This is a genomic window from Streptomyces sp. NPDC024687, from assembly GCF_055559055.1.
This window is the reverse complement of the sequence record NZ_JBVHLJ010000001.1, coordinates 1,288,312-1,309,753: the sequence shown is the minus strand read 5'-3', so window position 1 is coordinate 1,309,753 and position 21,442 is coordinate 1,288,312. Positions and strand designations below refer to the sequence as shown.

17 protein-coding genes are annotated in these 21,442 nt (G+C 69.4%); 3 read left to right on the top strand and 14 right to left on the bottom strand.

The genetic code is table 11. The features are described 5' to 3' along the window. Nucleotides 1–233 precede the first annotated feature (233 nt). Nucleotides 234–800, top strand: coding sequence for a SigE family RNA polymerase sigma factor (locus ACZ39I_RS05860; RefSeq protein WP_467243101.1), 567 nt, complete (start codon nt 234–236; stop codon nt 798–800). Then, the gene (locus ACZ39I_RS05855) at nt 797–1,651 is read left to right on the top strand and encodes a hypothetical protein (protein ID WP_467243100.1); all 855 of its coding nucleotides are present in this window, start codon (nt 797–799) and stop codon (nt 1,649–1,651) included. The genes ACZ39I_RS05860 and ACZ39I_RS05855 overlap by 4 nt, the downstream gene beginning before the upstream one ends. A gap of 269 nt (nt 1,652–1,920) precedes the next feature. Here the strand turns inward: ACZ39I_RS05855 and ACZ39I_RS05850 are convergent, their stop codons facing one another. Beyond that, nucleotides 1,921–3,075 carry a right-handed parallel beta-helix repeat-containing protein gene (locus ACZ39I_RS05850; RefSeq protein ID WP_467243099.1) on the bottom strand — a complete coding sequence of 385 codons (1,155 nt, stop codon included), beginning with the start codon at nt 3,073–3,075 and terminating at the stop codon, nt 1,921–1,923. 208 nt (nt 3,076–3,283) lie between these two features. Here ACZ39I_RS05850 and ACZ39I_RS05845 point away from each other — a divergent pair, with 208 nt between their 5' ends. Next, nucleotides 3,284–5,482 (top strand): glycoside hydrolase family 43 protein, encoded by a 2,199-nt coding sequence (locus tag ACZ39I_RS05845; protein WP_467243095.1) that lies wholly within the window; start codon nt 3,284–3,286, stop codon nt 5,480–5,482. On the opposite strand, the gene ACZ39I_RS05840 is transcribed toward ACZ39I_RS05845, so the two are convergent. The 13 genes from ACZ39I_RS05840 to ACZ39I_RS05780 form a co-directional block, all read right to left on the bottom strand. Beyond that, nucleotides 5,479–6,276: an HAD family acid phosphatase gene (locus ACZ39I_RS05840; RefSeq protein WP_467243092.1), complete on the bottom strand. Its 798-nt coding sequence runs from the start codon at nt 6,274–6,276 to the stop codon at nt 5,479–5,481. The two genes, ACZ39I_RS05845 and ACZ39I_RS05840, sit on opposite strands and share 4 nt — an antisense overlap. Before the next feature lie 94 nt (nt 6,277–6,370). After that, nucleotides 6,371–7,483, bottom strand: coding sequence for a right-handed parallel beta-helix repeat-containing protein (locus ACZ39I_RS05835; RefSeq protein WP_467243088.1), 1,113 nt, complete (start codon nt 7,481–7,483; stop codon nt 6,371–6,373). 38 nt (nt 7,484–7,521) lie between these two features. Beyond that, entirely contained in the window at nt 7,522–8,679 is a 1,158-nt protein-coding gene (locus ACZ39I_RS05830) for a dienelactone hydrolase family protein (RefSeq protein WP_467243087.1), read from the bottom strand. Further along, nucleotides 8,666–9,694 carry a pectinesterase family protein gene (locus ACZ39I_RS05825; protein WP_467243086.1) on the bottom strand — a complete coding sequence of 343 codons (1,029 nt, stop codon included), beginning with the start codon at nt 9,692–9,694 and terminating at the stop codon, nt 8,666–8,668. The genes ACZ39I_RS05830 and ACZ39I_RS05825 overlap by 14 nt, the downstream gene beginning before the upstream one ends. A gap of 1 nt (nt 9,695) precedes the next feature. After that, entirely contained in the window at nt 9,696–10,823 is a 1,128-nt protein-coding gene (locus tag ACZ39I_RS05820) for a pectinesterase family protein (protein ID WP_467243084.1), read from the bottom strand. Nucleotides 10,824–10,936: 113 nt separating this feature from the next. Further along, nucleotides 10,937–12,256, bottom strand: coding sequence for a pectate lyase family protein (locus tag ACZ39I_RS05815; protein WP_467243082.1), 1,320 nt, complete (start codon nt 12,254–12,256; stop codon nt 10,937–10,939). Between the two features lie 35 nt (nt 12,257–12,291). Then, on the bottom strand, nt 12,292–13,086 hold the full coding sequence (locus ACZ39I_RS05810) for a rhamnogalacturonan acetylesterase (RefSeq protein WP_467243080.1): 795 nt from the start codon (nt 13,084–13,086) through the stop codon (nt 12,292–12,294). Between the two features lie 117 nt (nt 13,087–13,203). After that, nucleotides 13,204–14,547 (bottom strand): ABC transporter substrate-binding protein, encoded by a 1,344-nt coding sequence (locus ACZ39I_RS05805; protein ID WP_467243078.1) that lies wholly within the window; start codon nt 14,545–14,547, stop codon nt 13,204–13,206. 73 nt (nt 14,548–14,620) lie between these two features. Continuing rightward, entirely contained in the window at nt 14,621–16,600 is a 1,980-nt protein-coding gene (locus ACZ39I_RS05800; protein ID WP_467243075.1) for a pectinesterase family protein, read from the bottom strand. Between the two features lie 33 nt (nt 16,601–16,633). Next, nucleotides 16,634–18,160 (bottom strand): glycoside hydrolase family 43 protein, encoded by a 1,527-nt coding sequence (locus ACZ39I_RS05795; RefSeq protein ID WP_467243073.1) that lies wholly within the window; start codon nt 18,158–18,160, stop codon nt 16,634–16,636. Next, nucleotides 18,157–19,002, bottom strand: coding sequence for a DUF6807 domain-containing protein (locus ACZ39I_RS05790; RefSeq protein WP_467243069.1), 846 nt, complete (start codon nt 19,000–19,002; stop codon nt 18,157–18,159). The genes ACZ39I_RS05795 and ACZ39I_RS05790 overlap by 4 nt, the downstream gene beginning before the upstream one ends. After that, complete coding sequence (locus ACZ39I_RS05785; RefSeq protein ID WP_467243067.1) at nt 18,999–20,153, bottom strand: Gfo/Idh/MocA family protein; 1,155 nt, start codon at nt 20,151–20,153, stop codon at nt 18,999–19,001. Before ACZ39I_RS05785 ends, ACZ39I_RS05790 begins: the two co-directional genes overlap by 4 nt. Next, nucleotides 20,150–21,433: a pectate lyase family protein gene (locus tag ACZ39I_RS05780; protein WP_467243065.1), complete on the bottom strand. Its 1,284-nt coding sequence runs from the start codon at nt 21,431–21,433 to the stop codon at nt 20,150–20,152. Before ACZ39I_RS05780 ends, ACZ39I_RS05785 begins: the two co-directional genes overlap by 4 nt. Nucleotides 21,434–21,442 lie beyond the last annotated feature (9 nt).

Sequence of the window (21,442 nt, the reverse complement as noted above, 5' to 3'; positions counted from 1 at the left end):
CTCGATGCTCCTGGTGCCTGAATGATCGGTGTGCGGATGCTGGCTGGATTGTTCCTGCGTTGAACGCGCTTCAGGTTTTCCCCGTGTTACGAATCGGGGGTCGCCTGGTCATACCTTGTTCGAAGACCCGTACGAGAACACGTACTCGATCGCTGCTAGGCTTCCGAATCTCCGTCCGGCGACCCCCGGATGATCACATGTCATTTACATGACACACAAAGGAGAGGGAACCCGTGGGCACAGTCGTCGACGACGCCGCCTCCGTGGAGTTCCACGCCTTCTTCGAACGCCATTACGCCGAACTGTCGCGCCTCGCCCTGCTGTTGACCGGCGAGCCGGACGCCGCCGACGACCTGGCGGCGGACGCGTTGCTGGCCCTGTGGCACCGCTGGGACCGGGTGCGCGCGGCCGACCACCCGGCGGCGTACGCGCGCGGAGTGGTCGCCAACCTGGCCCGCACCCGAATCCGCAGCGCGGTCCGTGAGCGCCGGCGCATCGCCCTGTTCTGGTCCCAGCGCGAGGAGCAGGTCGACAATCCCGACGTGGCGGGCACGGTCGATGTCCAGGAGGCGCTGCGCAGGCTGCCCTTCCGCAAGCGGGCGTGTGTCGTGCTGCGGCACGCGTTCGATCTCTCCGAGAAGGACACCGCGCTGGCCCTCGGAGTGTCGGTCGGTACGGTTAAGAGCCAGACCTCCAAGGGAATGGCCGAGTTGCAGCGGCTGCTGGGCCCCCAGAACGCTCCGCTGAGGGTGCACGCCGCGATGGCGCGCACCGGTGACGCCGGAGGAAGGGACCGATGACCATGCGGCGGGACGTGCACGGCGAACTGCGCGCCCGGCTGCAGGACGCCGCCGGGGCACACGAGCCGAACCGCGAGCGGATCCTCGCCCGGATCGAGCGTGGCATGTCGGAACAGACCCGCCCCGACCACCGGGCGACCCGCCCGCCGGTCTACGGCTGGGTGCGGGTGGTGAGCGCCACGGCCGCGGTCGCCTGTGTGCTGGGCCTCGGCGGTTACGCGGTGGCGTCCGCGGTGAAGGACGAGCCGCCCGCGCAGAAGTCGGTCGCCGCCACGGGCACCCCGGACTCTTCGCCCGACGCGACGAGCCGGCCGCCCGCCCAATCGGCGGATCCGAGGCCGAGCAGCACCCCCACGCACCGGGCCGAGAGGCCGAGCGGTACGCCCTCGGGCACGCCGAACGCCTCCGGCGGGGTACGGGCGTCCGGCGTCGAGGACGGCCCGCTGTGGTCGGACGGCTCGGTGGACCCGCACAGCAACGAGTTCTGGGCGCAGAGCGATGTGACCTTCAAGACTTCCGAGCAACTGACCGCGCTCACGGTGGAGTTGAGGATCGCGCAGACCGGCGGTGTCACCGACACCGGCGCCTGGCGCTCGCTGCCCGAGGACGACTTCACGCTGACGGTCACCCAGAAGGACGGTTTCCTCGTCTACACCTGGGTGCTCAAGGACGGCCGCACGATCCCGAAGGGCGAGTGGGTGTTCGCCGGGCAGTACAACCACCAGCGCGGCGGCCGGGACGCGAAGGACGACGGCTACACGGCGACGGCGACCGCCAGGTCCGGGGACCTCGCCGTGAAGGGCGGCTTCGCGGCGCAGGACGACGGGTCCGCGGACGACGGGGACTCGTAGGCCTCTTGCCGGATTCTCACCGAGAAATCTCCGCTGGAGCGGCAACCCTTTCCGCCCCAGCGGCCACTCAACAGGTGTACGGCATGGAACAACCATTCGGTCATCTTCAACGTCACTAGTAGTGCCGGGTAGACCGGCGCCTCGCAGTACCCAAGACCTGCCGGCCTGAGCCCCCCTCGGCCGGCAGCTGCCGGCTGGAGCCCCCCTCGGGCCGGCACGAGGAACGCCCCGCCTGTGACGACAGGCGGGGCGTTCCGGCGTTGTGCGGGTCAGTCCATCGTGGTGCCGATGGTGGTGGATCCGGTGGTCAGGAAGTCCGTCCGGGGCAGCGAACCGTCACGGCCGCGGGTACCGTACGCCGTGGCGGCATCCGTCGACCGGAAGACCGGAGTCGGCACCCCGGCGTCCCAGTTGTTCGCCGCGGACACCGTGGCCGGGCCCGGCTTCGGCAGGCCGCCCCTGTTGCCCACCGCGAGATTGCGCGCCAACCGGGCCTTGCCGGTGGCGAAGAAGAACCCGGCCGCGCCGTTGGAGTACGCGGTGTTGCGGTTCAGCACGATCGCCCCGGTGTTGGAGTTCTCGGTGAACCCGTTCAGCGTGTTGCCCCAGGCCGCGTTGTTGTTGACGAGGTGGGCCACCGTGACGCCTCCGCCGCCCAGCTTGAACCCGTTGCCGTTGCCCTCGAAGGCACTGTCCCCCCACCGGTTCCTGCCGTTCCCGAAGGCCCAGCTGTGCTCGACGGTGACCGGTGAGGAGAACTGCCACAGGTCGAGCCCGTCGTCCGAATTGCCGTACAGGCGTGCCCCGGTGATCCTGTTGCCGGTCCCGGACCCGAACTTCACGGCGATCCCGTCGGCGTTCTGACCGTGCCCGGCCGGGTCGTAGTTGCCGTGACTGTCCAGGTTCTGCACGAGGTTGTCGCTGGTCCCGTCGCCGCGCAGGGTGAATCCGGAGTCCCCGTTGTTCGCGGTGACGAGATTCTTGAAGACCCCGCCGACGGAGGAGGTGACGACCAGGCCCTGGGCCGGCGAGTTCCGGAAGGTGAGGTTCTGGACGGTCCAGTAGTCGCCGTGGATCGCTGCCAGCCAGGACCCGGCCGGCAGCCTGGACCCGTCGATCCTCACCTTCTCGCTGCCGTGTGCCCGCAAGGTGATCCGCGCCGAACTCGTGCCGTTCGCCGTGGACTTGAGGGTGGCCTTCGGGGTGTAGGTGCCGGCGCGGACCTGGATGACCGTGCCCGCGCTCGCGTTCCGCACCGCCGCCTCCAGCTGGGCCGTACCGGAGACGGTGACCGTCGTCGACGCGGCCTCGGCCCCGCCGCCCGACAGGCCGAGATACACACCGCCCGCGCCCGCGGTGACGGCGACCGCCGCGGCGAGGGAGAGCGTGCGGGTCCGGCGGTGGCGTCCGGTGCTGTGACGCACGGGGGCGTTCCTTTCCTCGGCAGTCAAGACGCCCTGAAGTCGCCGCCATGACCGGTGAGGTTGCCGCGCCTCGACGAAAACAACCGAAACTTTCGCTGCTGCCGCTCGCGCACTCACCGATTGACGTGCTGTTTGCCACTCGTAACACTCCGAAGGCGCGCACAGCCCCCAACAGAAACCCCCACACCCCCACACTCGCAGGAGCGACATGCGCCCTCGTATCCTCCTCGTCGCCTGTCTCTCGCTATTGCTGGCCCTGCTCACCGCACCGCCCGGTTCCGCCCACTCAGGAGCACCACCCGTGAACCACCCCAAGTACGCCGGATATCTCTTCGCCTACTTCACCGGCGAGGGCACCGCCGACGGCGAGCAGATCCGCTACGCCCTCAGCCGCGGCAACGACCCCCTGCACTGGCGCGAGCTCAACCAGGGCAAGCCGGTCCTGACATCGACGACCGGCGAGAAGGGCCTGCGCGACCCCTTCGTGATCCGCTCCCCCAAGGGCGACACGTTCTATCTGATCGCCACCGACCTGCGCATGTACAAGAACAGCAGCGGCAGTTGGGACGACGTCCAGCGGCACGGCAGCAAGTCGGTCATGATCTGGGAGTCCACCGACCTGGTCCACTGGACCGACCAGCGCCTGGTGAAGGTCGCCCCGGACAACGCGGGCAACACCTGGGCGCCGGAGGCCTACTGGGACGCCGGCCTCGGCGAGTACGTCGTCTTCTGGGCGTCGAAGCTGTACGCCGACGACGACCCCGGGCACACGGGATCGACGTACAACAAGATGCTGTACGCGACCACCAAGGACTTCCGCACCTTCAGCGCCCCGAAGGTCTGGGACGACCCCGGCTACTCGGTGATCGACTCGACGGTCGTGAAGTACAAGGACACCTACTACCGCTACACCAAGGACGAGCGGGACCCCACCTCCAGCTCGCCCTGCGCCAAGTTCATCACCGGCGAGAAGTCGACGAGCCTGACCTCGACGAAGTACGACCTGGTCGCGGACTGTATCGGCAGCGGGGCGATGGACCGCGGTGAGGGGCCGACGGTGTTCAAGTCGAACACCGAGAAGAAGTGGTACCTGTTCATCGACGAGTACGGCGGTCGCGGGTACGTCCCCTTCGAGACCACCGACCTCGACTCGGGAACGTGGACCCCGTCCACGAACTACCAGTTGCCCGCGAGTCCCCGGCACGGCACGGTACTTCCGGTGACGCAGCAGGAGTACGACCGGCTGCTGGCCGCGTATCCGTCGACGCCCGCCTCGGTGGTGGACGTGACGGCCAAGGGTCAGAAGGGGTACGCGATCGTCACGGAGGCCGCGTCGAAGGTCGTGCTGCCGGTGCAGACCGACACCGACCTCACGCACCTCGCTCCGAAGATCGCCGTGGGTGAGGGCGCGAGCATCGCCCCCAGGTCCGGTACCCGGCGCGACTTCCGCAGGCCGCAGTCGTACACCGTGACAGCCGCCGACGGCACCAGCCGCAGCTGGACGGTCGAGGCGGTGCGGACCGGCAGCCCCGTCCTGCCCGGCCTCAACGCCGACCCGGACGTGCACTATCTGAACGGCGAGTACTGGATCTACCCGACCACCGACGGCTTCAACGGCTGGAGCGGGACCCGGTTCAAGGCCTACTCCTCCAAGGACCTGGTCCACTGGAAGGACCACGGGGTCATCCTCGACCTCGGCGCGGACGTGTCGTGGGCCGACAAGTACGCCTGGGCGCCGGCCATCGCGGAGAAGAACGGCAGGTACTACTTCTACTTCTGCGCCGAGCAGCAGATCGGTGTGGCGGTGGCGGACTCCCCCGCCGGTCCCTTCAAGGACGCGCTGGGCAAGCCGCTCGTGGCCAAGGGCGGTGCGCTGAAGGGCCAGATGATCGACCCGGCCGTCTTCACGGACGACGACGGGACGTCGTACCTGTACTGGGGCAATGGGCACGGGTACGTGGTGCCGCTGAACGACGACATGACGTCCTACGACGCCGCCGCCGTGAAGGACATCACCCCGGACAACTTCCGCGAGGGTTCCTTCGTGATCAAGCGGAACGGCACGTACTACTTCATGTGGTCCGAGGACGACACCCGCAGCGAGAACTACCACGTCGCCTATGCGACGGGACCGTCCCCCCTCGGCCCGTGGACCAAGAAGGGGACGATCCTGTCCAAGCGTCCCGAGTACGGCATCCTCGCCACCGGCCACCACTCCGTGGTGAACGTCCCCGGCACCGACGACTGGTACATCGTCTATCACCGGTTCGCCCTGAACGGGCCGGGAAAGCCCGGCGGCGACGGCATGCACCGCGAAACCACCGTCGACCGACTGGAGTTCGCGGCGGACGGCACGATCAAGCCCGTGGTGCCGACCCTCGAGGGGATCCGGCCGGTACGGAACTAGCTCACGAAGTACGTCGGGTTCGGGAGCTTGTACGTCTTGTCGGCGTAGCCGCCCTCCAGGTCGGAGTACTGGTCGCCGAAGTTGGCGATGATCTCGTACCCGAGGTCGTTCTCGATGTGCGCGCGGGTGCCGGACTTGTACTGCACGGTGGTGCAGGTCCAGGTGCCCGGCGTGGCGCAGGCGCTCAGGTAGGACGGCGGGTTCGCCTTGTCCTTGAGGAACACGTGGTCGGCGTCGAGGTTCACATCGGCGCCGATCTTCTTCAGGTTCTCGACCGCGGCCGAGCGCTGGGCCTCGCTGAGGCCCGAGTTGTAGAAGACCTCGACGCCCTTCTTGTCGGCGTACTGAACGAGCTCGGGGCTACCGAAGACGGCCGGGCGGTCGGCCCGGTTCACGTAGTCGGCCCACGTGGTCGCGTTGTACGTGTAGTTGTAGCGCTTCTCGTAGTCGAGGCTGAGCAGCAGCGTGTCGTCGATGTCGAAGACGACGGCGGGCTTCTCGCCCCTGTGGTGCGCCTTGCGGGCGGCCTGGTCGATCTGCTTCTTCGCGGCCTTGTCGATGGCCGCGAGGTCCTTGGCGTACGGGCTGGTGGGGGACGCCTGGTAGACACCGTTGGCGTCGGCCGTGGTGCCGTAGTAGGTGTCGATGTCCTTGACCAGGACGCCGATGTTGTAGGGCTCGTGCGTGGAGTTCGCCGTGGACTGACCGGCGGTGGCCGCGCCGGCGCCGTAGAGGGCGCCCGCCGCGACGGCACACGCGGCGGTGGCGGCTGCGATACGCAGTGACTTATGCATGACAGAGGTTCTACGCGCGTCACCATGTCGGGCGCGAGACCCGCCCGGTAAAAAACGGGTCAAGCGCCCTGAGCCGGAGGTTTCCGGGGCGGTGTCAGTTCATGGTGGCGCCGATGGTGGTGCTGCCCGTCGTCAGGAACGTGGTGGCGGGCAGGGTGCCGCTGGAGCTGCGGGCGTTGTACGTCGTCGAGGCGTCCGTCGACCTGAAGGCGGGGGTGCTGATCCCGCTGTCCCAGTTGTTGCCGGACGAGGAGACCTTGGAGCCCTTGCTCACCGAGCCGCCGCCGTTGCTCACCGCGAGGTTCTTGCCCAGCTTCGCGGAGCTGGTGGCGAAGTAGTAGCCCCACTTGCTGTTGGCGTAGGCGGTGGTGCGGTTGATGACGATGGCGCCGGTGTTGGAGTTCTCGGTGAAGCCGTTGCCTGCGTTGCCCCAGGCGGCGGAGTTGTTGATGACGTGCGCGACGACCTCGCCGTCCCCGCCCAGCTTGTAGCCGTTGCCGTCGCCCGCGAAGGCGGAGTCGGACCAGCGGTTGGCGCCGTTGCCCATGGACCAGGTGTGCTCGACGGTGACGGGCGAGGAGAAGGACCAGAAGTCGATCCCGTCGTCCGAGTTGTTGTAGAGGCGGGCCCCGGTGATGAGGTTGCCGGTGCCGGAGCCGAACTTCACGGCGATGCCGTCGGCGTTCTCGCCGTGGTTGGCGGCGTCGTAGTTGCCGTAGGAGTCGATGTTCTTGACGGTGTTGTTCACGGTCCCGTCGCCGGTGAGCGTGAAGCCCGAGTCGCCGCCGTTGATGGTCTTGATGTTGTTCCAGACCGTCCCGGTGCAGGACTGGCAGACGACCGCGCTGTCCGGGGAGTTCTGGAAGGTGATGTTGGAGACGTTCCAGTAGTCGGCGGTCAGCTTGAAGATCCAGTCGCCATCGGGCAGCGACGAGCCGTCGATCTTCACGGTCTCCGAGCCGTACGCGGTGAGCGTGACCGGCGCGGAGGAGCTGCCGTTGGCCGTGGACTGGAGGGTGGCCGTCGGGTAGTAGGTGCCGCCGCGGACCTGGATGACGGTGCCGGCGGTGGCGTTCTTGATGGCGTTGGACAGGTCGGTCGAGTTGCTGACGACCACGGTCGCGGCCTGCGCCTGGGTGGGGAGGACGGCGAGGCCGACGCCCAGGGAGAGGGCGGACAGGACGGTGAGAGCGGTACGACGAGACATGGAGCGCGGGTCCCTTCTCGTGCGGGTGGGGGGATGGTTCACAGGACGGCGTCGAGCCAGCGGAAGACCTCGTCCTGCATGCGGTCGACGAAGACATGGCCGAGGTCGGGCCAGGTCTTCAGGTGCAACCGCTCCTCGGCGTGGCGGGAGTGCCAGACGGCGCGCAGCTTGTCGTGGGCGACCTGTACGCCGTCGGCGGGGAACAGCGGGTCGAGCCCGCCGTTGAAGAACAGCATCGGCCTGGGGGCGGCGATGCTCGCCACGTCGGGGAAGTCGAGGAACCGGGGCAGCCCCGGGTGGAGCATGTAGTAACTGGACTGCCCGCGCAGGGTGTTGTTGCCGGGCACCATCATTTCCTTGAGGCCGGTCATCCAGCAGACGGCTGCCGTGGCCGTGACGGCGTCGGTCAGCGCGGCGGTCTGCCAGGCGCGGTAGGCCCCCATGGAGAAGCCGACCGCCGCGACCCTTCTGGCGTCGACCTTCTTCAGCCCGCCCAGGAACCCGGCGGCGCGGGCGTCCTCCCGGGCCATGAGCCCGGCGAGCGAGGAGCCGAGGTTGTAGAAGTTGCTGGCCAGCGCCTGCTGTTGGTCGTAGGTGACGGGTCCACGGTCGCCCCAGCCGAGCGCGTCCGCGCACAGGACGACATAGCCGCGCCGGGCCAGCTCGTCGCCGACGAACCGGCCGCTGAAGTACTTGTCGGCCCAGGACTGCGCGGAGGCGAGCCGGGTGTCGTCGTACCAGGGCCGGACCAGTTTCTCCTTGCCGATGTCGAACTTCGCCCCGTGGTCGTGGAGCAGCAGCACGGCGGGGAACGGGCCGGGGCCGTGCGGGGTGAGCAGGGCGGCCCGGACCCGTTCGTGACGGGTGAGGGAGAGGGTGACCAACTCTCTTGTGTACCCGTCACCTTGGGTCCGGTCGGTGAACTCGGGCGCGTACGGTGTCTTGTCCTCCCGGTCGACGAGGAGGTGCTCCTCGACCGTGGCACGGGCTGTCCGCCGCCAGGCCCGGAAGTCCCGGATCGGCGAAGTCCCCCAGGCGAGGGGGAAGTTCAGCGCGTTCTTCAGCGCCGGATGGAAGTCGGGCAGCGGGCCGTCCACGACCCCGGCTTCCGCGGGGCTCACCGCTCCCCCGGCCAGCACGGCCGCTCCGGCGCCCACCACGAACGCCCGCCGCCCCAGCGGGTCACCGGCGCTCATAGGGCCTCCAGTCCCCGAGATAGGTGCGCCGGGTGTGTACGGCGGCTTCCTCGGCGGTCAGCTGGGGCCGGTTGTCGGGGACCGAAATCACTGCTCCGAGACCGGAGTTGGCGTACTCCCGGAAGCGCATGGTCTGCCAGGGGTAGGCCTCGCGCATGTTGGTGTAGGGCGCGACCGGGTCGATCCCGGGTCCGATCCGGGAGTTCCGCACGACGAGGGACGGCCAGGCAGTCGTCTCGTACGACGGCACCCAGGGCCGTGCCAGTTTGTACGCCGCGTCCTCGGCGCCGGAGGTGATGCGGGAGCGGACGGCGAGGATGCCGTACGGGTTGGCGCGGGCCGTGGAGGGGGCGAAGACCATGCCCTTGGGGGTGAAGCCGACGTCCCGCTGGAGGGTGTGGAAGTGGCACTCCTCGAAGACGGCGGTGGCCCGACCGAAGACGAAGTCCACGTCCCCCTCGATGTAGCAGCGGCGGAAGTACTGCCGGTCGAAGGCGGTGAGCGCGGTCGTCTCGACGAAGAGGGTGTCCTGGTGGGCCAGGAGCCGGACGTTGTCGAAGTGGGTGCGGTCGCCGTAGGTGTAGGCGGCGACCGCCTGGGTGCCGGTGATGTCGGGATGGTCGGCGCGCAGCCAGTCGTTGGCGAGGGTGAGATCGCGGACGGTGAGGCCGGGGGCCGCCGAGGTGAAGGTGGCGGAGCCGGCGGTGCCGTAGGTGCCTGAACCGTCGGGCCTCTGGGTGCCGTTGGCGTTGTCGTGGACGATGACCGCGGCACGGGGGTCGGGGACGGCGCCGCGTACGGTCAACTCCGCCTTGTCGGCCGGCACGTTGACGACCTCGCGGTAGGTGCCCGGGTGCACGACGATCGTCCAGCCGGGGCCGGTGACCGCGTCGACGGCGGCCTGGACGGAGTCGCCGGGGCGGACGTGCAGTATTCGGCGGCCGCCTGCGTGGGCCGGGGTGGCCGACGCAAGGGCGAGTCCGGCACCGGCGGCCATGAAGGTCCGTCTGCGCATCTCAGCACGCCTCCTTCCACGGCTTCCAGTCGCCGAGGTGGACCTCCCGGGTCGCCGACTCCGCTTGCTCGCGGGTGAGTTGGGGCCGGTTCTCCGGGACGGTGATCCGGGCGCCGGGGCCGGTGTTCCGGTACTCGGCGAAGCGCTGGCTCTGCCAGGGGAAGGCGTCCGACATGTTGGTGTAGGGAGCGGCGGCGTCGATGCCGGGGCCCAGCCAGGTGTCCCGGACCACGAGCGAGGGCCGCGCGGTGGTGTCGGAGCTGGGCACCCACGGGCGGGCCAGCTTGTAGAAGCCGTCGGGGGCCTCGCTGCTGACGCGGCTCCTGGTGACGAGGTAGCCGCGCGGGTTGGCGCCCGCCGTGGAGGGCGCGAAGACGAAGCCGTACGGCGCCGCGGCCAGGTCGGTCCGGTTCAGGGTCCGGAAGTGGCAGTGCTCGTAGACGGCCGTGGCCCGCCCGAAGACGAAGTCCACGTCGCCCTCGGCGTAGCAGTGCGAGAAGTACTGCCGGGCGAAGGAGGTGAGGGCGATCGAGTCGGCGTAGAGGGTGTCCTGGTGGCCGAGGAAACGGCAGTGGTGGAAGGCGGAGCGGTCGCCCTGGACCTTGATCGCGACGGCCTGGGTGCCGGTGATGCCGGGGTGGTCGGCGCGCAGCCAGTCGTTGGCGAAGGTGATCCAGCGGGCGGTGAAGCCGTCGGCCTGGACGGTGGTGGTGGCCGACCCGGTGGTGCCGTAGGTGCCGCCGCCGGGCTTGGGGGTGCCGGCCGCGTTGTCGTACACGATCACGACGTCCCGGGGGTCCTCGGAGGCACCGATCCAGGTCGTCTCGGTGCGGGTGACGTCGACGGCGACGGTCTCCCGGTAGGTGCCGGGCGCGAGGACGAGGGTCCAGCCGCTGCCGGTGGCCGCGGTGACGGCGTCCTTGACGGTGGTGTGGTCGCCGCGGCCCTGCGGATCGACGTAGAGGGTCTGCGGGGTGAGCCGGGCGGTGGGTGATCCGAAGCGGCCGAAGGGGCGCCGGGCGCCGGCGTGCGCGGGGGCCGGCGCGAGGGCGAGCGCGGCCGCCGCTCCGGTGCTCGCGAGCAGGAACCCTCTTCTGGACAGGGGGAGTCGGGTGTCGTGCGAGGGCATGCGGGTGCTCCTTGGACATGCGGCTCAGGGGTGTGGGGTGCCTCGCGTGGGGGGGTGAGGTGGGTGGCCGGGGCGGCCGCTGGATTCCGCCCCGGCCGGTCAGGGGGGCGGTGTCAGCAGACGTGCCCGGCGCCCGCACCGCGGTCGACGATCCCCGGCACCTTCTTGGCCGGGTCGATCTTCGTGCGCAGGGTCGGCGTCCAGCCCGCGCCGGACTCCAGGGTCTCGGCGGGGATCTCGGCGTTGTGGACGGCGATCAGGTCGGTGGGCTTGCCGTTGACGTAGTTGTCGGCGGCGGTGAGCGGGGAGACGTTCCACCGCTTGAGCACCTTGGCCGCGCTGACCCCCTGCGGCAGGGTGAACGCGTTGTGCTCGGCGACGAGGTGGGACTCCTTGCCGATGCCGAAGCTGTAGGCGTAGTCGGTGTTGGCCACGAAGTGGTTGTTGTAGGAGTCGACCTGTCCGAAGCGCACACGGGGGGCGCGCTCGACGAGGTTCGAGAACAGGTTGTGGTGGAAGGTGACCTTGAGCTTGCCCCGGTCTCCGGCCGCCGTGGACTCGCTGTCGCTGTTGCCGATCAGGATCGTCTTGTCGTGCTCGGTGAAGACGTTCCAGGAGGCGGTGACGTAGTTCGCGCCGCGGACGATGTCCAGCTCGCCGTCGTGCTGCTGGTAGAGCATCCCGAAGTAGGTCGGCGCGGCACTGTCGGGGTGGCTGCCGTCGGTGAAGGTGTTGTGGTCCATCCACACATGGGTGGAGCCGTAAACGACGGCGGTGTCGTACTCGGAGTTCCAGTTGCCCTTGGCACCGTCGGTGGGGTCCCACTGCGGGAAGCAGTCGATGGGGCTCTCGAAGGTGAGGTTGCGCACGATGACGTTGTCGACGGCCCTGATCTGCAGGCTCGCACCCTTGAACCCGGCGTTCTTGCCGACCCCGATGATCGTGGTGTTGGCGGGCACGTTCGCCTTGATGGTCTGGTCCTGGTTGGCGGCGGAGACGCGGCGCAGGCCCTCGGGGCTGTCGTCGGGCTCGGCGCTCAGGTCGGTGTCCAGGCCCCAGGCCTCGGGCGAGTACTTCGCCAGGTAGGCGTCGAAGTCGTACCCGGGCGCGGCGAGGGAGTCGCAGCCCTCGGAGACCGCGTCGATGGTCCCCTTCACCTTGATGATCTTCGGCGCGGTGCCGCCCGCGGAGAGGGCGGCCTTGAAGCCGGCCCAGTCGGTGACGGTGTACACGTGGGCGGCGTCGGCGGCCGCGCCGCCGGTGGTGCCGGTGCCGTCGGAGGCCCAGCCGTCACCGGTGGCGAGGGTCTCGCGGGCGGTGTCGTGCCCCTTGGCCTGGGCGGTGGTGCCGGTGACCGCGAGGACCAGGGCGGCGCAGCCTGCCACGGCCATCGCCTTTGTCATGACATGCTCATGCCATGTCTGTGCGTTCATTGTGCGGCTCTCTTTCGACTGCGAAGAAGGAATGGTCAGGCGGCGGCAGGAGCCGGCCAGGTGATCCACGACTCGGGGATCTCGGCATCGAGCCGGCGCACGTCCCGGGGCGCCAGCACTCGGTGCCGCAGCAGTTCACGCGCGACCAGACGCGCCACGGCGATGGCACCGGGCGGATTGAAGTGCGTGTTGTCCTGCTCGGTCGCGGTCCAGTTGAAGTACTTCTTGGTCTCCTCGACCCCGAGCCGCTGCCACAGGGCGAGCGACAGGGCCTGGATGTCGAGCAGCGCGACACCCTCCTCGGTGGCGAGCGCCCGCATCGCCGCCGGATAGTCGCCGTGGGTCGGCACGGCGTTGCCGGAGGCGTCGAACTTCCGCCGCTCGACCGAGGTGGCCAGCACGGGCCGGGCGCCACGGGCGCGGGCACCGTCGATGTACAGGCGCAGACAGTCCTGGTACGTCGTCCAGGGCTCGGTGTACCGAGTGGGGTCCGCGGTCTTCTCGTCGTTGTGCCCGAACTGGATCAGCAGGAAGTCGCCCGGCCGAATGGCACCGAGAATGACATCGAGCCGACCCTCGTCCACGAAGGACTTCGAACTCCGCCCGTTCACAGCGTGGTTGGCGACCCTCCGGTCCTGGTGCAGAAAGAAGGGGAGCGCCATGCCCCACCCGGTCTCGGGCGCGGCGTCGGCGTATTTCTGGGCGGCGGTGGAGTCACCGGCGATGTAGAGGGTGCGCTGTTCTCTGGCGTGAGCAGTACCGGTTGCGCTGAAAGCGACGGGCACGGCGGCCATAGCCGCCACGGTGACCTGTCTGCGTGTGAGTGACATCTTGGGCAGCCTCTCTTCCCTCAGGGGCGCGGGGCTCTATCGATATGCGGCTCCGCCGCGGGGCGCGACCAGCCACGACGAACCCGCGGCCGGCCGCACAGCGAACCCCCCGATCTCTCAGCCGTTCTGTTCCTTCCACTCCGCCTGAGCCTTGTTCAGCTGGTCGGCCATGGTGTCCAGGAAGTCCTTGGCGCTCATGTCACCCAGCAGCACCTTCTGGAAATTCGGCTCGTTGTCGGCCTTGGAGATGGTGTTCCAGTCGGGCAGGTAGTACGGCAGCTGGACGATGGTCGTGGAACCGTCGGTCAGCGCGGCGGCGGCCAGCTTCGTGGGCTCGGCCTTCGAGATCCAGGCGTCCTTGGCGGCGTCGTTGTTCGACGGCACCTGCCCGGCGTTCTGGTTGAACTTGGAGTTCTCCGCGGCCGAGGTCGCGAACTCGATGAACTTCCAGGCCGCGTCCTTGTTCTTCGAGCTCTTGAACACCCCGAGCCCGTCGACCGGGTTGGACACCTGCACCCGCTTGCCGGAGGCGCCGATCGGCTGCGGGATGCCCCGGAACTTACCGACCCCGAGCGCCTTCACATGGTCCTGGTACGACCCCAGGTTGTGGTTCAGCATCCCGATGGTGCCGGAGTCCCACTGGGCGACCATCTTGGTGAAGTCGTTGTTGAGGTCGGCCGCCGGAGTGACCTTCTTGTACAGCGCCGCGTACTTCTCCAGCCCCGCCACGTTCTTCGGGTCGTTGACGGTGGTCTTGTCACCGTTCCAGAAGGAGGTGATCCCGCTCTGCCCGTACATCGCGTCCAGAGCCTGGGCGATGGACCCGGCACCGCCGCGGATGGTGTAGCCGAACTCGTTCTTCTTGGCGTCGGTGAGCTTGTCCGCGGCCGCGTAGAACTTGTCCCAGGTGGTCGGCTCGTCGAGGCCCGCCTTCTTGAACAGGTCGGTCCGGTAGTACAGCACGCCGTTGTTGGCGGAGGTCGGGATCGAGTACAGGGTCCCGTCCCCGCCTCCCGCCGCCTTCAGCACGCCGACCATGTCCTCGTTGAGCTTGCCGTCCAGGGAGGACTTGGAGAGCCGGTCGTCCAGCGGCTCCAGCGCGTTCTGCGCGGAGAACCCGGCGAGCATGGCCGCGCCGACACCGCCGACGTCCGGCAGGCCGCCGCCCTGGATGGCGGTGTCGACCTTGGACTGGTACTCGGTGGACGCGATGCCGACGTACTCGACCTTGATGTCGGGGTTGGCCTTCTGGAAGTCGGCGATGATCTCCTTCCAGATGTCGGTGCGCACGCCGCCGTTGTTGTCCCAGAAGACGATCTTGCCCTTGCCGCTGCCCTCGTCGCCCTTGTCACCGCCTGCCCCGCTGCCGTCGTCACCGCAGGCGGTGGCGGTCAGCGCCAGGACGGACCCGAGGGCGACGGCTATGGCAGCGCGCCTGCTTCTGCGGATACTGATCTTCATTGATCGGCTCTCTTCTTCTTCTGATTCCAGCGGAGATGTGACGTTGTGGGGGGAAGTCGGTGGCGGGCAGACGTCAGTGGCGGGCCTGGGGAGCCCAGCCGTCCGTGCCCTTGAGGTAGTTCGCGACGGTGTACGTCCTCGCGTCGGCGGCACCGAGCTGCGGCCGGTCGGCGCTCGGGGCCGCGCCGGGCCCGGTGTTGCGGTACTCGGCGAACCGCGCGTCCTTCCACGAGAAGCCGCTCATGTCGGTCCACGGCGAAGACTTCACGGCGGCCGGCAGTTCGGTGTCGCGGATCAACACCTGTGCCACAGCGGCGGGTTCACCGCCCGGGTGCCACGGCCGCCCCAGGTGGAAGGACTGGTCCGGGGCGTCGCTCACCACCTTCGACCGGGTGATCAGGAACCCGTACGGGTTGCCCGTCCAGGTCGAAGCCGCCGTGATGTAGCCGTTGTTGGAGGCCGAGCCCCGGCTCAGCGCCCGGATCACTGACCGCTCGATCACCGTCGTCGCCCGGCCGTAGATGAAGTCGACATCGCCCTCGATGTACGAGTCGCGGAGGTAGACCCGGCTGATCACGTCCAGCTTGGGGCTGTCGGTCATCAGGGTGTCCTGGTTGCCCAGGAAGGCGGTGTCCTCGAAGACGATCCGGTCGCCGGTCGTCTTCATCGCGAGGGCCTGCTCGCCCTTCAGCTCGACCGCGGCCTCGTCGAAGTCGTTGCTGAAGGTGAGGTGGCGGGCGGTGACGTCGTTCGCGGCGATACGGACCGTCGCGCTGCCCGTCGAACCGCCGTACTCGGCGGGGGTGTCGTAGACGATGACGGTGTCGGACCGGTCCTGTCCAGTCCCCTGGAGCACGATCCTCGGCTTGGTCGCCGGGATGTACACCTTGGCACGGTAGGTGCCCGGCGCGACGGCGATCGTCACCGGCACGGCGTTGCCGTCGGGCACGGCGTCCACGGCGGCCTGCACGGTCGGATAGTCAGCGGGGACGTGCAGGGTCACACCGATCCGCTGCTGCGGCCCGGAGAACCGGGACACCAGCGAGGGCACTGCGGCGGCCGGGTCCAGCCGGTAGGCGTAGAAGGACCGCGGGTCGAATGCCGTACCCCACGCGTCCGTTCGCCCGCTCGTGTGCTTCAGGATCGATCCGTGCTGCACCAACTCGGCGGTGGCATCCGCCTGGTAGGGGTGCTGGACACCGTCGTAGTAGCTGTTCTCGATGACCATCTTCGTCCGGCCGCGCGCCCAGTTCCCGTACGTCCACACCGGGTCACCGTCGGCGACCTGCGAGGACAGGTAGTTGTTGTACAGGTGGGCGTAGGCGAGGTTGTCCGCCGAGGGGTTGCGCTGCTTGGTGCCGCGGAACCAGTTGTGGTCGATCGTCATCTCGGTGAGGACATTGGTGGTCCAGCCGATCCCGAACGCCTTGTTGTGGTTCGTGAACTGGTTGTAGGAGACGGTGATGTATCGGCTGTCCTTGCGGATGTCAAGCAGCCCGTCGCCCATGTGCGTGAAGCGGTTGTGGTCGATCCAGACGTGGTCGACCGTGTCCATCTGGATCGCGTCGAAGTCGGTCGTCTTGCCGTCCCAGTCGCCCTCGACGTACGAGTCACGGATCGTCAGATTGCGGATGATCACGTTGTGCGTGCCGGGGTTCAGGTGCAGCTCACCGTGGACGATCTCGCCGGTGTCGCCGACGCCGATGATCGTCTTGTTCGAGGCCACGACGATGTCCGAGCCGAAGGGTTCGACGGCTATCGCGCCCGAGACCCGTATGACGTACGGCTCCTCGGCCGCCGCGTAGGCGGCCAGCGAGGCCTGGTCGGTGACGGTGACGACCTTGCCGCCGGCCCCTCCGGTGGTGCCGCCGGCGAGGGATGCGAAGCCGTGCGCCCGGTCGCTCCAGCGGTCGGCCGGGGCCTTCTCGGCGGTGACGGCCTTGGCCTGTCCGATCACCCCGAGGCAGAGCGCGGCCACCAGGCCGAGCACAGCGGCCAGGACCGTGCCGTATCCCGGTCTCTGCAAGCGCTTGCTATCAAGGTGCTGCGTCATTGCGGCTCCCAACAGGCTTACGGGTTCGGTGCGTTACAGGTGGTCGATCCTGAAGTGCGAGAAGGTTGCCGCGCCGGCGTGTCCTCCTCCCACGGGCGCGAGGGCGAACAGTCCGAGCAGGGCTCCGACCCAGCGCCAGGGGGTGGCCGCGAAGACGGGTCCGCAGGGACGCGGGCCGTCGCCGAGGTCGTAGAAGAACCGGCAGCGGGCCCCGGCGCCGATCTCGATCCGCAGTCGCACCTTGTCGGCGGGGGCGAGGCGCGGATGGTCGGCGTCCCGCTCCTGCTCGGCGACTCCCTCGGCGAACCGGTGCACGAGATGGACGCTCCCGTCGGCCCCCCGCTGGAGTCCGATCCAGCTGAAGGCGTCCCCGAGGACGGCGAGACCGGCCCGTGCGCCGGGTTCCTCGCTGTGCAGTCGCAGTTCCACCTCGACCGCCGACGGGGTGCCGGGCAGCCGCTGGGTGAGGATGTTCGGCAGTTTGCGCAGGTCGTGCGCGTCGGCCGAGCGGACGCAGGTGAGCCGCAGTCCGTCACCGGAGTGGTGGGTGGCCCAGCCGGGCTGTGGGTTGGCGGTCCACTGCCACTGGCGGCCGAAGCGTCCGCCGGGGAAGTCGTCGTCGGTGGCGGGCGCCGCGTCCGGCTGCGGCGGCAGATCGGGCCGTTCGTGTAAGGCCACGGGGGCGCCCTCGTCACCGAGCACCGGCCAGCCGTCGTCACCCCAGCGCATCGGCTGGAGGTGGACGACCCTGCCGTAGGCGCCCCGGTGCTGGAAGTGCAGGAACCAGTCCTGGCCGGACGGGGTGCGCACCCAGCCGCCCTGGTGCGGCCCGTTGACGTCGGTGTCCTGCTGTTCCAGGACGATCTTCTCCTCGTACGGCCCGAAGAAGCCGCGCGAGCGGAAGGCGCCCTGCCAGCCGGTCTCCACTCCCCCGGCGGGGGCGAGGATCCAGAACCAGCCGTCGTGCCGGTAGAGCTTGGGGCCTTCGAGGGTGAACCAGCCGGGGATGCGGTCGCCGTCGACGATCACCTTGCCCTCGTCGAGGAGTTCACGGCCGTCGAGGTCCATCCGGTGGCCGGTGAGGCGGTTCTTGACGCCGGAGCGGGACTTGGCCCAGGCGTGCACGAGGTAGGCCTCGCCGGTCTCCTCGTCCCACAGGGGGCACGGGTCGATCAGGCCCTTGCCCGACTTGACGAGGTGCGGACGGGTCCAAGGACCCCTGATCCCGGGCGCGTTGACCTGGAAGATGCCCTGGTCGGGGTCGCCCCAGAAGATCCAGAACCGTTCGTCGTGGTAGCGGAGGGAAGGCGCCCAGACCCCGCAGTCGTGCCGGGGCTTGGTGAACTCCCCGGCGGGTTCCAGGCGTTCGAGGGCGTGGCCGATCAGGGTCCAGTTGACGAGGTCGCGGGAGTGCAGCAGCGGGAGGCCGGGGACGCGTCCGAAGCTGGAGGCGGTGAGGTAGAAGTCGTCGCCGACGCGGATGACGTCGGGGTCGGACCAGTCGGCGTTCAGGACCGGGTTGGTGTACGTCGACGGAAGGGCCGGGTTCGGGTGGGTCACTGGCTGACCGCCTTCCGTACCAGGGCCGCCGCTTCGAGCCGGGGCAGGCGTCCGTCGGCCACGACCGTGACGATCCGCCGTACGACGGTCTCGCCGGGCGGGATCGGCAGCCTCGCGTCGGAGGCCAACGAGGAGCCCACGCCCGGGTATTCGCCGACGCGCACGAACCAGGGGTCGCGGCGGGTCTGTTCGGTGGCCCCGGCGAAGACGAGCGTCCAGGTGGCGCCGGTGAGGGCCACCCAGTCGGCGCGGGTGCCGTGGATCGCGTCCTCGCCCTCACGGTCGACGGTGAAGACGTCCGGCGCCGCCTCTTCCTTGCGGGCCCGCCAGAAGAAGCCGCCGTAGGCCGCGCCCGGGCGGCCGTTGGTGGCCGGGCTGCCGATCGACAGCGGGTCCCGGGTGACGTTGGTGAGGGAGAAGGTGAAGTCCAACGCCCAGGCGGAGCCAGTCAGTTCGGTGGCCGCGACCGTACGGCGCTCGCGCAGCAGCTCGGCGCCCGAGGCGATCCAGCGCAGTTCCTCCACGAGGCCGTCGGGGTCCCGGAGCTGGAAGGACGTGTGGCGCTGGGCACCGTGGTTGTCGAGCTCGGTCGGGCCCTGGTCGCGGACGTAGGTGCGTCCGCCCCAGAAGTTGTGCCCCTCGACGTCGGGAACGGCGACACCGACGCCGAGGTGGTGGATGTGGTCGGTCGGGCTGAGTTCGGTGACCGCCGTGCCGGCCAGGGTGGTGACGGGGTGCAGATAGGGGCGCGGGGAGAGCCGGGCGGGCAGCTCGGGCCGGGTGACGTAGCGGCCGACCGGGCGGCCCGCGACACGCAGGACCGGGGAATCGGGGGTCGTCATGTGCTCACCTCGTTCGCGACATGTGGCCGGGCCCAGTCGGCGCCCAGCTCCGAGTAGAGGGCGAGGTTGTCGGCGGCGGCCGCGACGAGTCCGTCGATGCCGGGGACGACCCGGCGGTCCTCGTCGGCCAGCAGGTGCCAGGCCGTGGCCGGGAGCGGGGTCGGGTCCGGGGCCGTCCGGATGGCCTCGACGACCTTCATGAAGGCGCCCGTCACCTCCGGGACGACCAGCAGGTCGTCGCCGTCGGTGACGTGGTCGACCAGGTTCTCCAGCAGGTCGGTGCGGCCGTACTCGTACTCCTCGGGGCCGTGGCCGGCCCGCTGGAGCAGCACGCGGTCCTGCTTGTACCAGTAGGTGATCCGGCCGCGGTCGCCGTGCACGACGACGTACGGCTCGTCGGGGTCCTCGGCGCACAGGGTGGCGGCGACGGTGACCTTGAGGCCGTTCGCGGTGGTGACGCGGACGCAGGAGGTGTCGTCGGACTCGATGTCGTTGGCGCGCAGCAGCTCGGTCTCGATACGGGTGACGTCCTCGGCGCGGGTGGTGCCGTTCAGGGCGAGCGCGGTGGCGACGGCGTGCGCGAGGGGGTTGGTCAGCACGCCGTCGATCACGTCGACGCCGTTCATCCGCCGCTTGCCCGCCCAGGGCGCACGCCGGTAGTACGCCTCGGCGCGTGCCCAGGCACCGGCTCCGCCGATCCCGGTCACCTCGCCGATCGCGCCCTCTCCGACCAGCTCGCGGATCGCGGGCACGGCGTGCGAGCCCAGCGACTGGAAGCCGATCTGGCAGGCGACCCCGGCCGCGGCGACCCCGTCGGCCATGCGGCGGAACTCGGCGTACGACGGCGCCGGAGGCTTCTCCAGCAGGATGTGCACGCCCCGCCGGGCCGCCACGAGCGCCAGGTCCGTGTGGGTCGGGATCGGGGTGCAGATCACCGCGATCCGGGCGCCGGTCGAGTCGAGGAGCGCGCCGAAGTCGCCGGACTGTTCGGGCGTGCCGAGCCCGTCGGGGATCTCGTCGCCGGTCAGCGGGGCCAGCTCGCAGATCCCCGCCAGTCGTACGATCCCCTTGTCCTGCAGCCGGCGGATGTTCTCCAGGTGCCAGCGGCCGTGGCCGCGCGCGCCCGCCAGGACGATGTCTACGGTGCTCATGGGATCCTCCCCGCGCCCGCGCCGCGCGCCACCTGTCGGTCGGCCGCCTCGGCGCTGTCGATCTTTGTGTGCAGGGTAGGCGTCCAGCCGACGTCCGCCGTGAGATCACGCTCGCTGCCGGAGTTGTAGGCGTTGTGGATCGCGAGCAGGTCCACCGGATAGCCGTTGAAGAGGGTGCCGCTCTGGTGCAGGGCGCTGCCGTTCCAGCTCTTGACCAGGTCGGCGGCCTCGATGTGGCCGGGGGTGTGGAAGGCGTTGTTCTCGGCGTAGATCGCGGACTCGGTGGAGACGCCGAGGGAGTACCGGTAGTCGTCGCCGTCCGCGAGGTACCGGTTGTTGTAGACGTGCACCTGTCCGAAGCGGACGCGGGGCGCGCGCTGTACGACGGAGTCGAACTCGTTGTGGTGCAGGGTGACCCGGAGCTTGCCGCGGTCGCCGGTGGCCGAGTCGCTGTTGCCGATGAGCATCGCCTTGTCGTGGTCGGCGAACCGGCTCCAGGAGACGGTGACCAGGTCGGATCCGTTCGTGATGTCCAGCAGGCCGTCGTGGCGCAGGTAGTTGCGGGCGAAGTAGGTCGGCTCGGCGGAGTCGGGGTGGCCCTTGTCGCTCAGGGTCACGTGGTCGACCCACACGTGGGTGGCGCCGGCCAGCCAGATGGTGTCGTACGCCGTCTTCCAGTCGCCGAGGCCGCCGGTGTTGGGCTGCCAGACGGGGAAGCAGTCGTAGGCGTCGCGGAGGTCGAGGTTGCGGATGATGACGTTGGTGGCGTTCCTGACCTGGAGACTGCCGCCCTTCAGGACCGCTCCCTTGAGCCCGACGATCGTGGTGTTGGACCCGACGAGCAGCTCGACCCGCTCGGCCTGCTTCTTCGCGGACGCCTGACGGGCCTCCTCCTGCGAGCCGCCGGGCTTGGCGGAGCCCCAGGTGCGGGGGTCGTAGGCGGCGAGGTACTTCTTCGGGGAGTAGCCGTCGGTGGCGTAGTCGGCGCAGTCCAGGTGGTCGCCGTCGTCGTCGGTGTTGGCGTCGACGCTCCCGGCGATCCTGATGATCTTCGGTGTGTCGCTGCCGCCGTCGAGGGCGCGGACCAGCCCGGCCCGGTCGGTGACGGTGTAGACGTGGTCCGCGTCGGCGGCGGAGCCTCCGGTGGTGCCTTCTCCCTCGGAGGCCCAGCCGTCGTTCGCGGGCAGGGTGTCCCGGCTGATGTCCCGGGCCTCGGCGTGGGCAGGGAGACAGAACAGCCCCACCATGCCTGCGGCGAAAACGATGTGACGGAACCTCATGTCCTCACC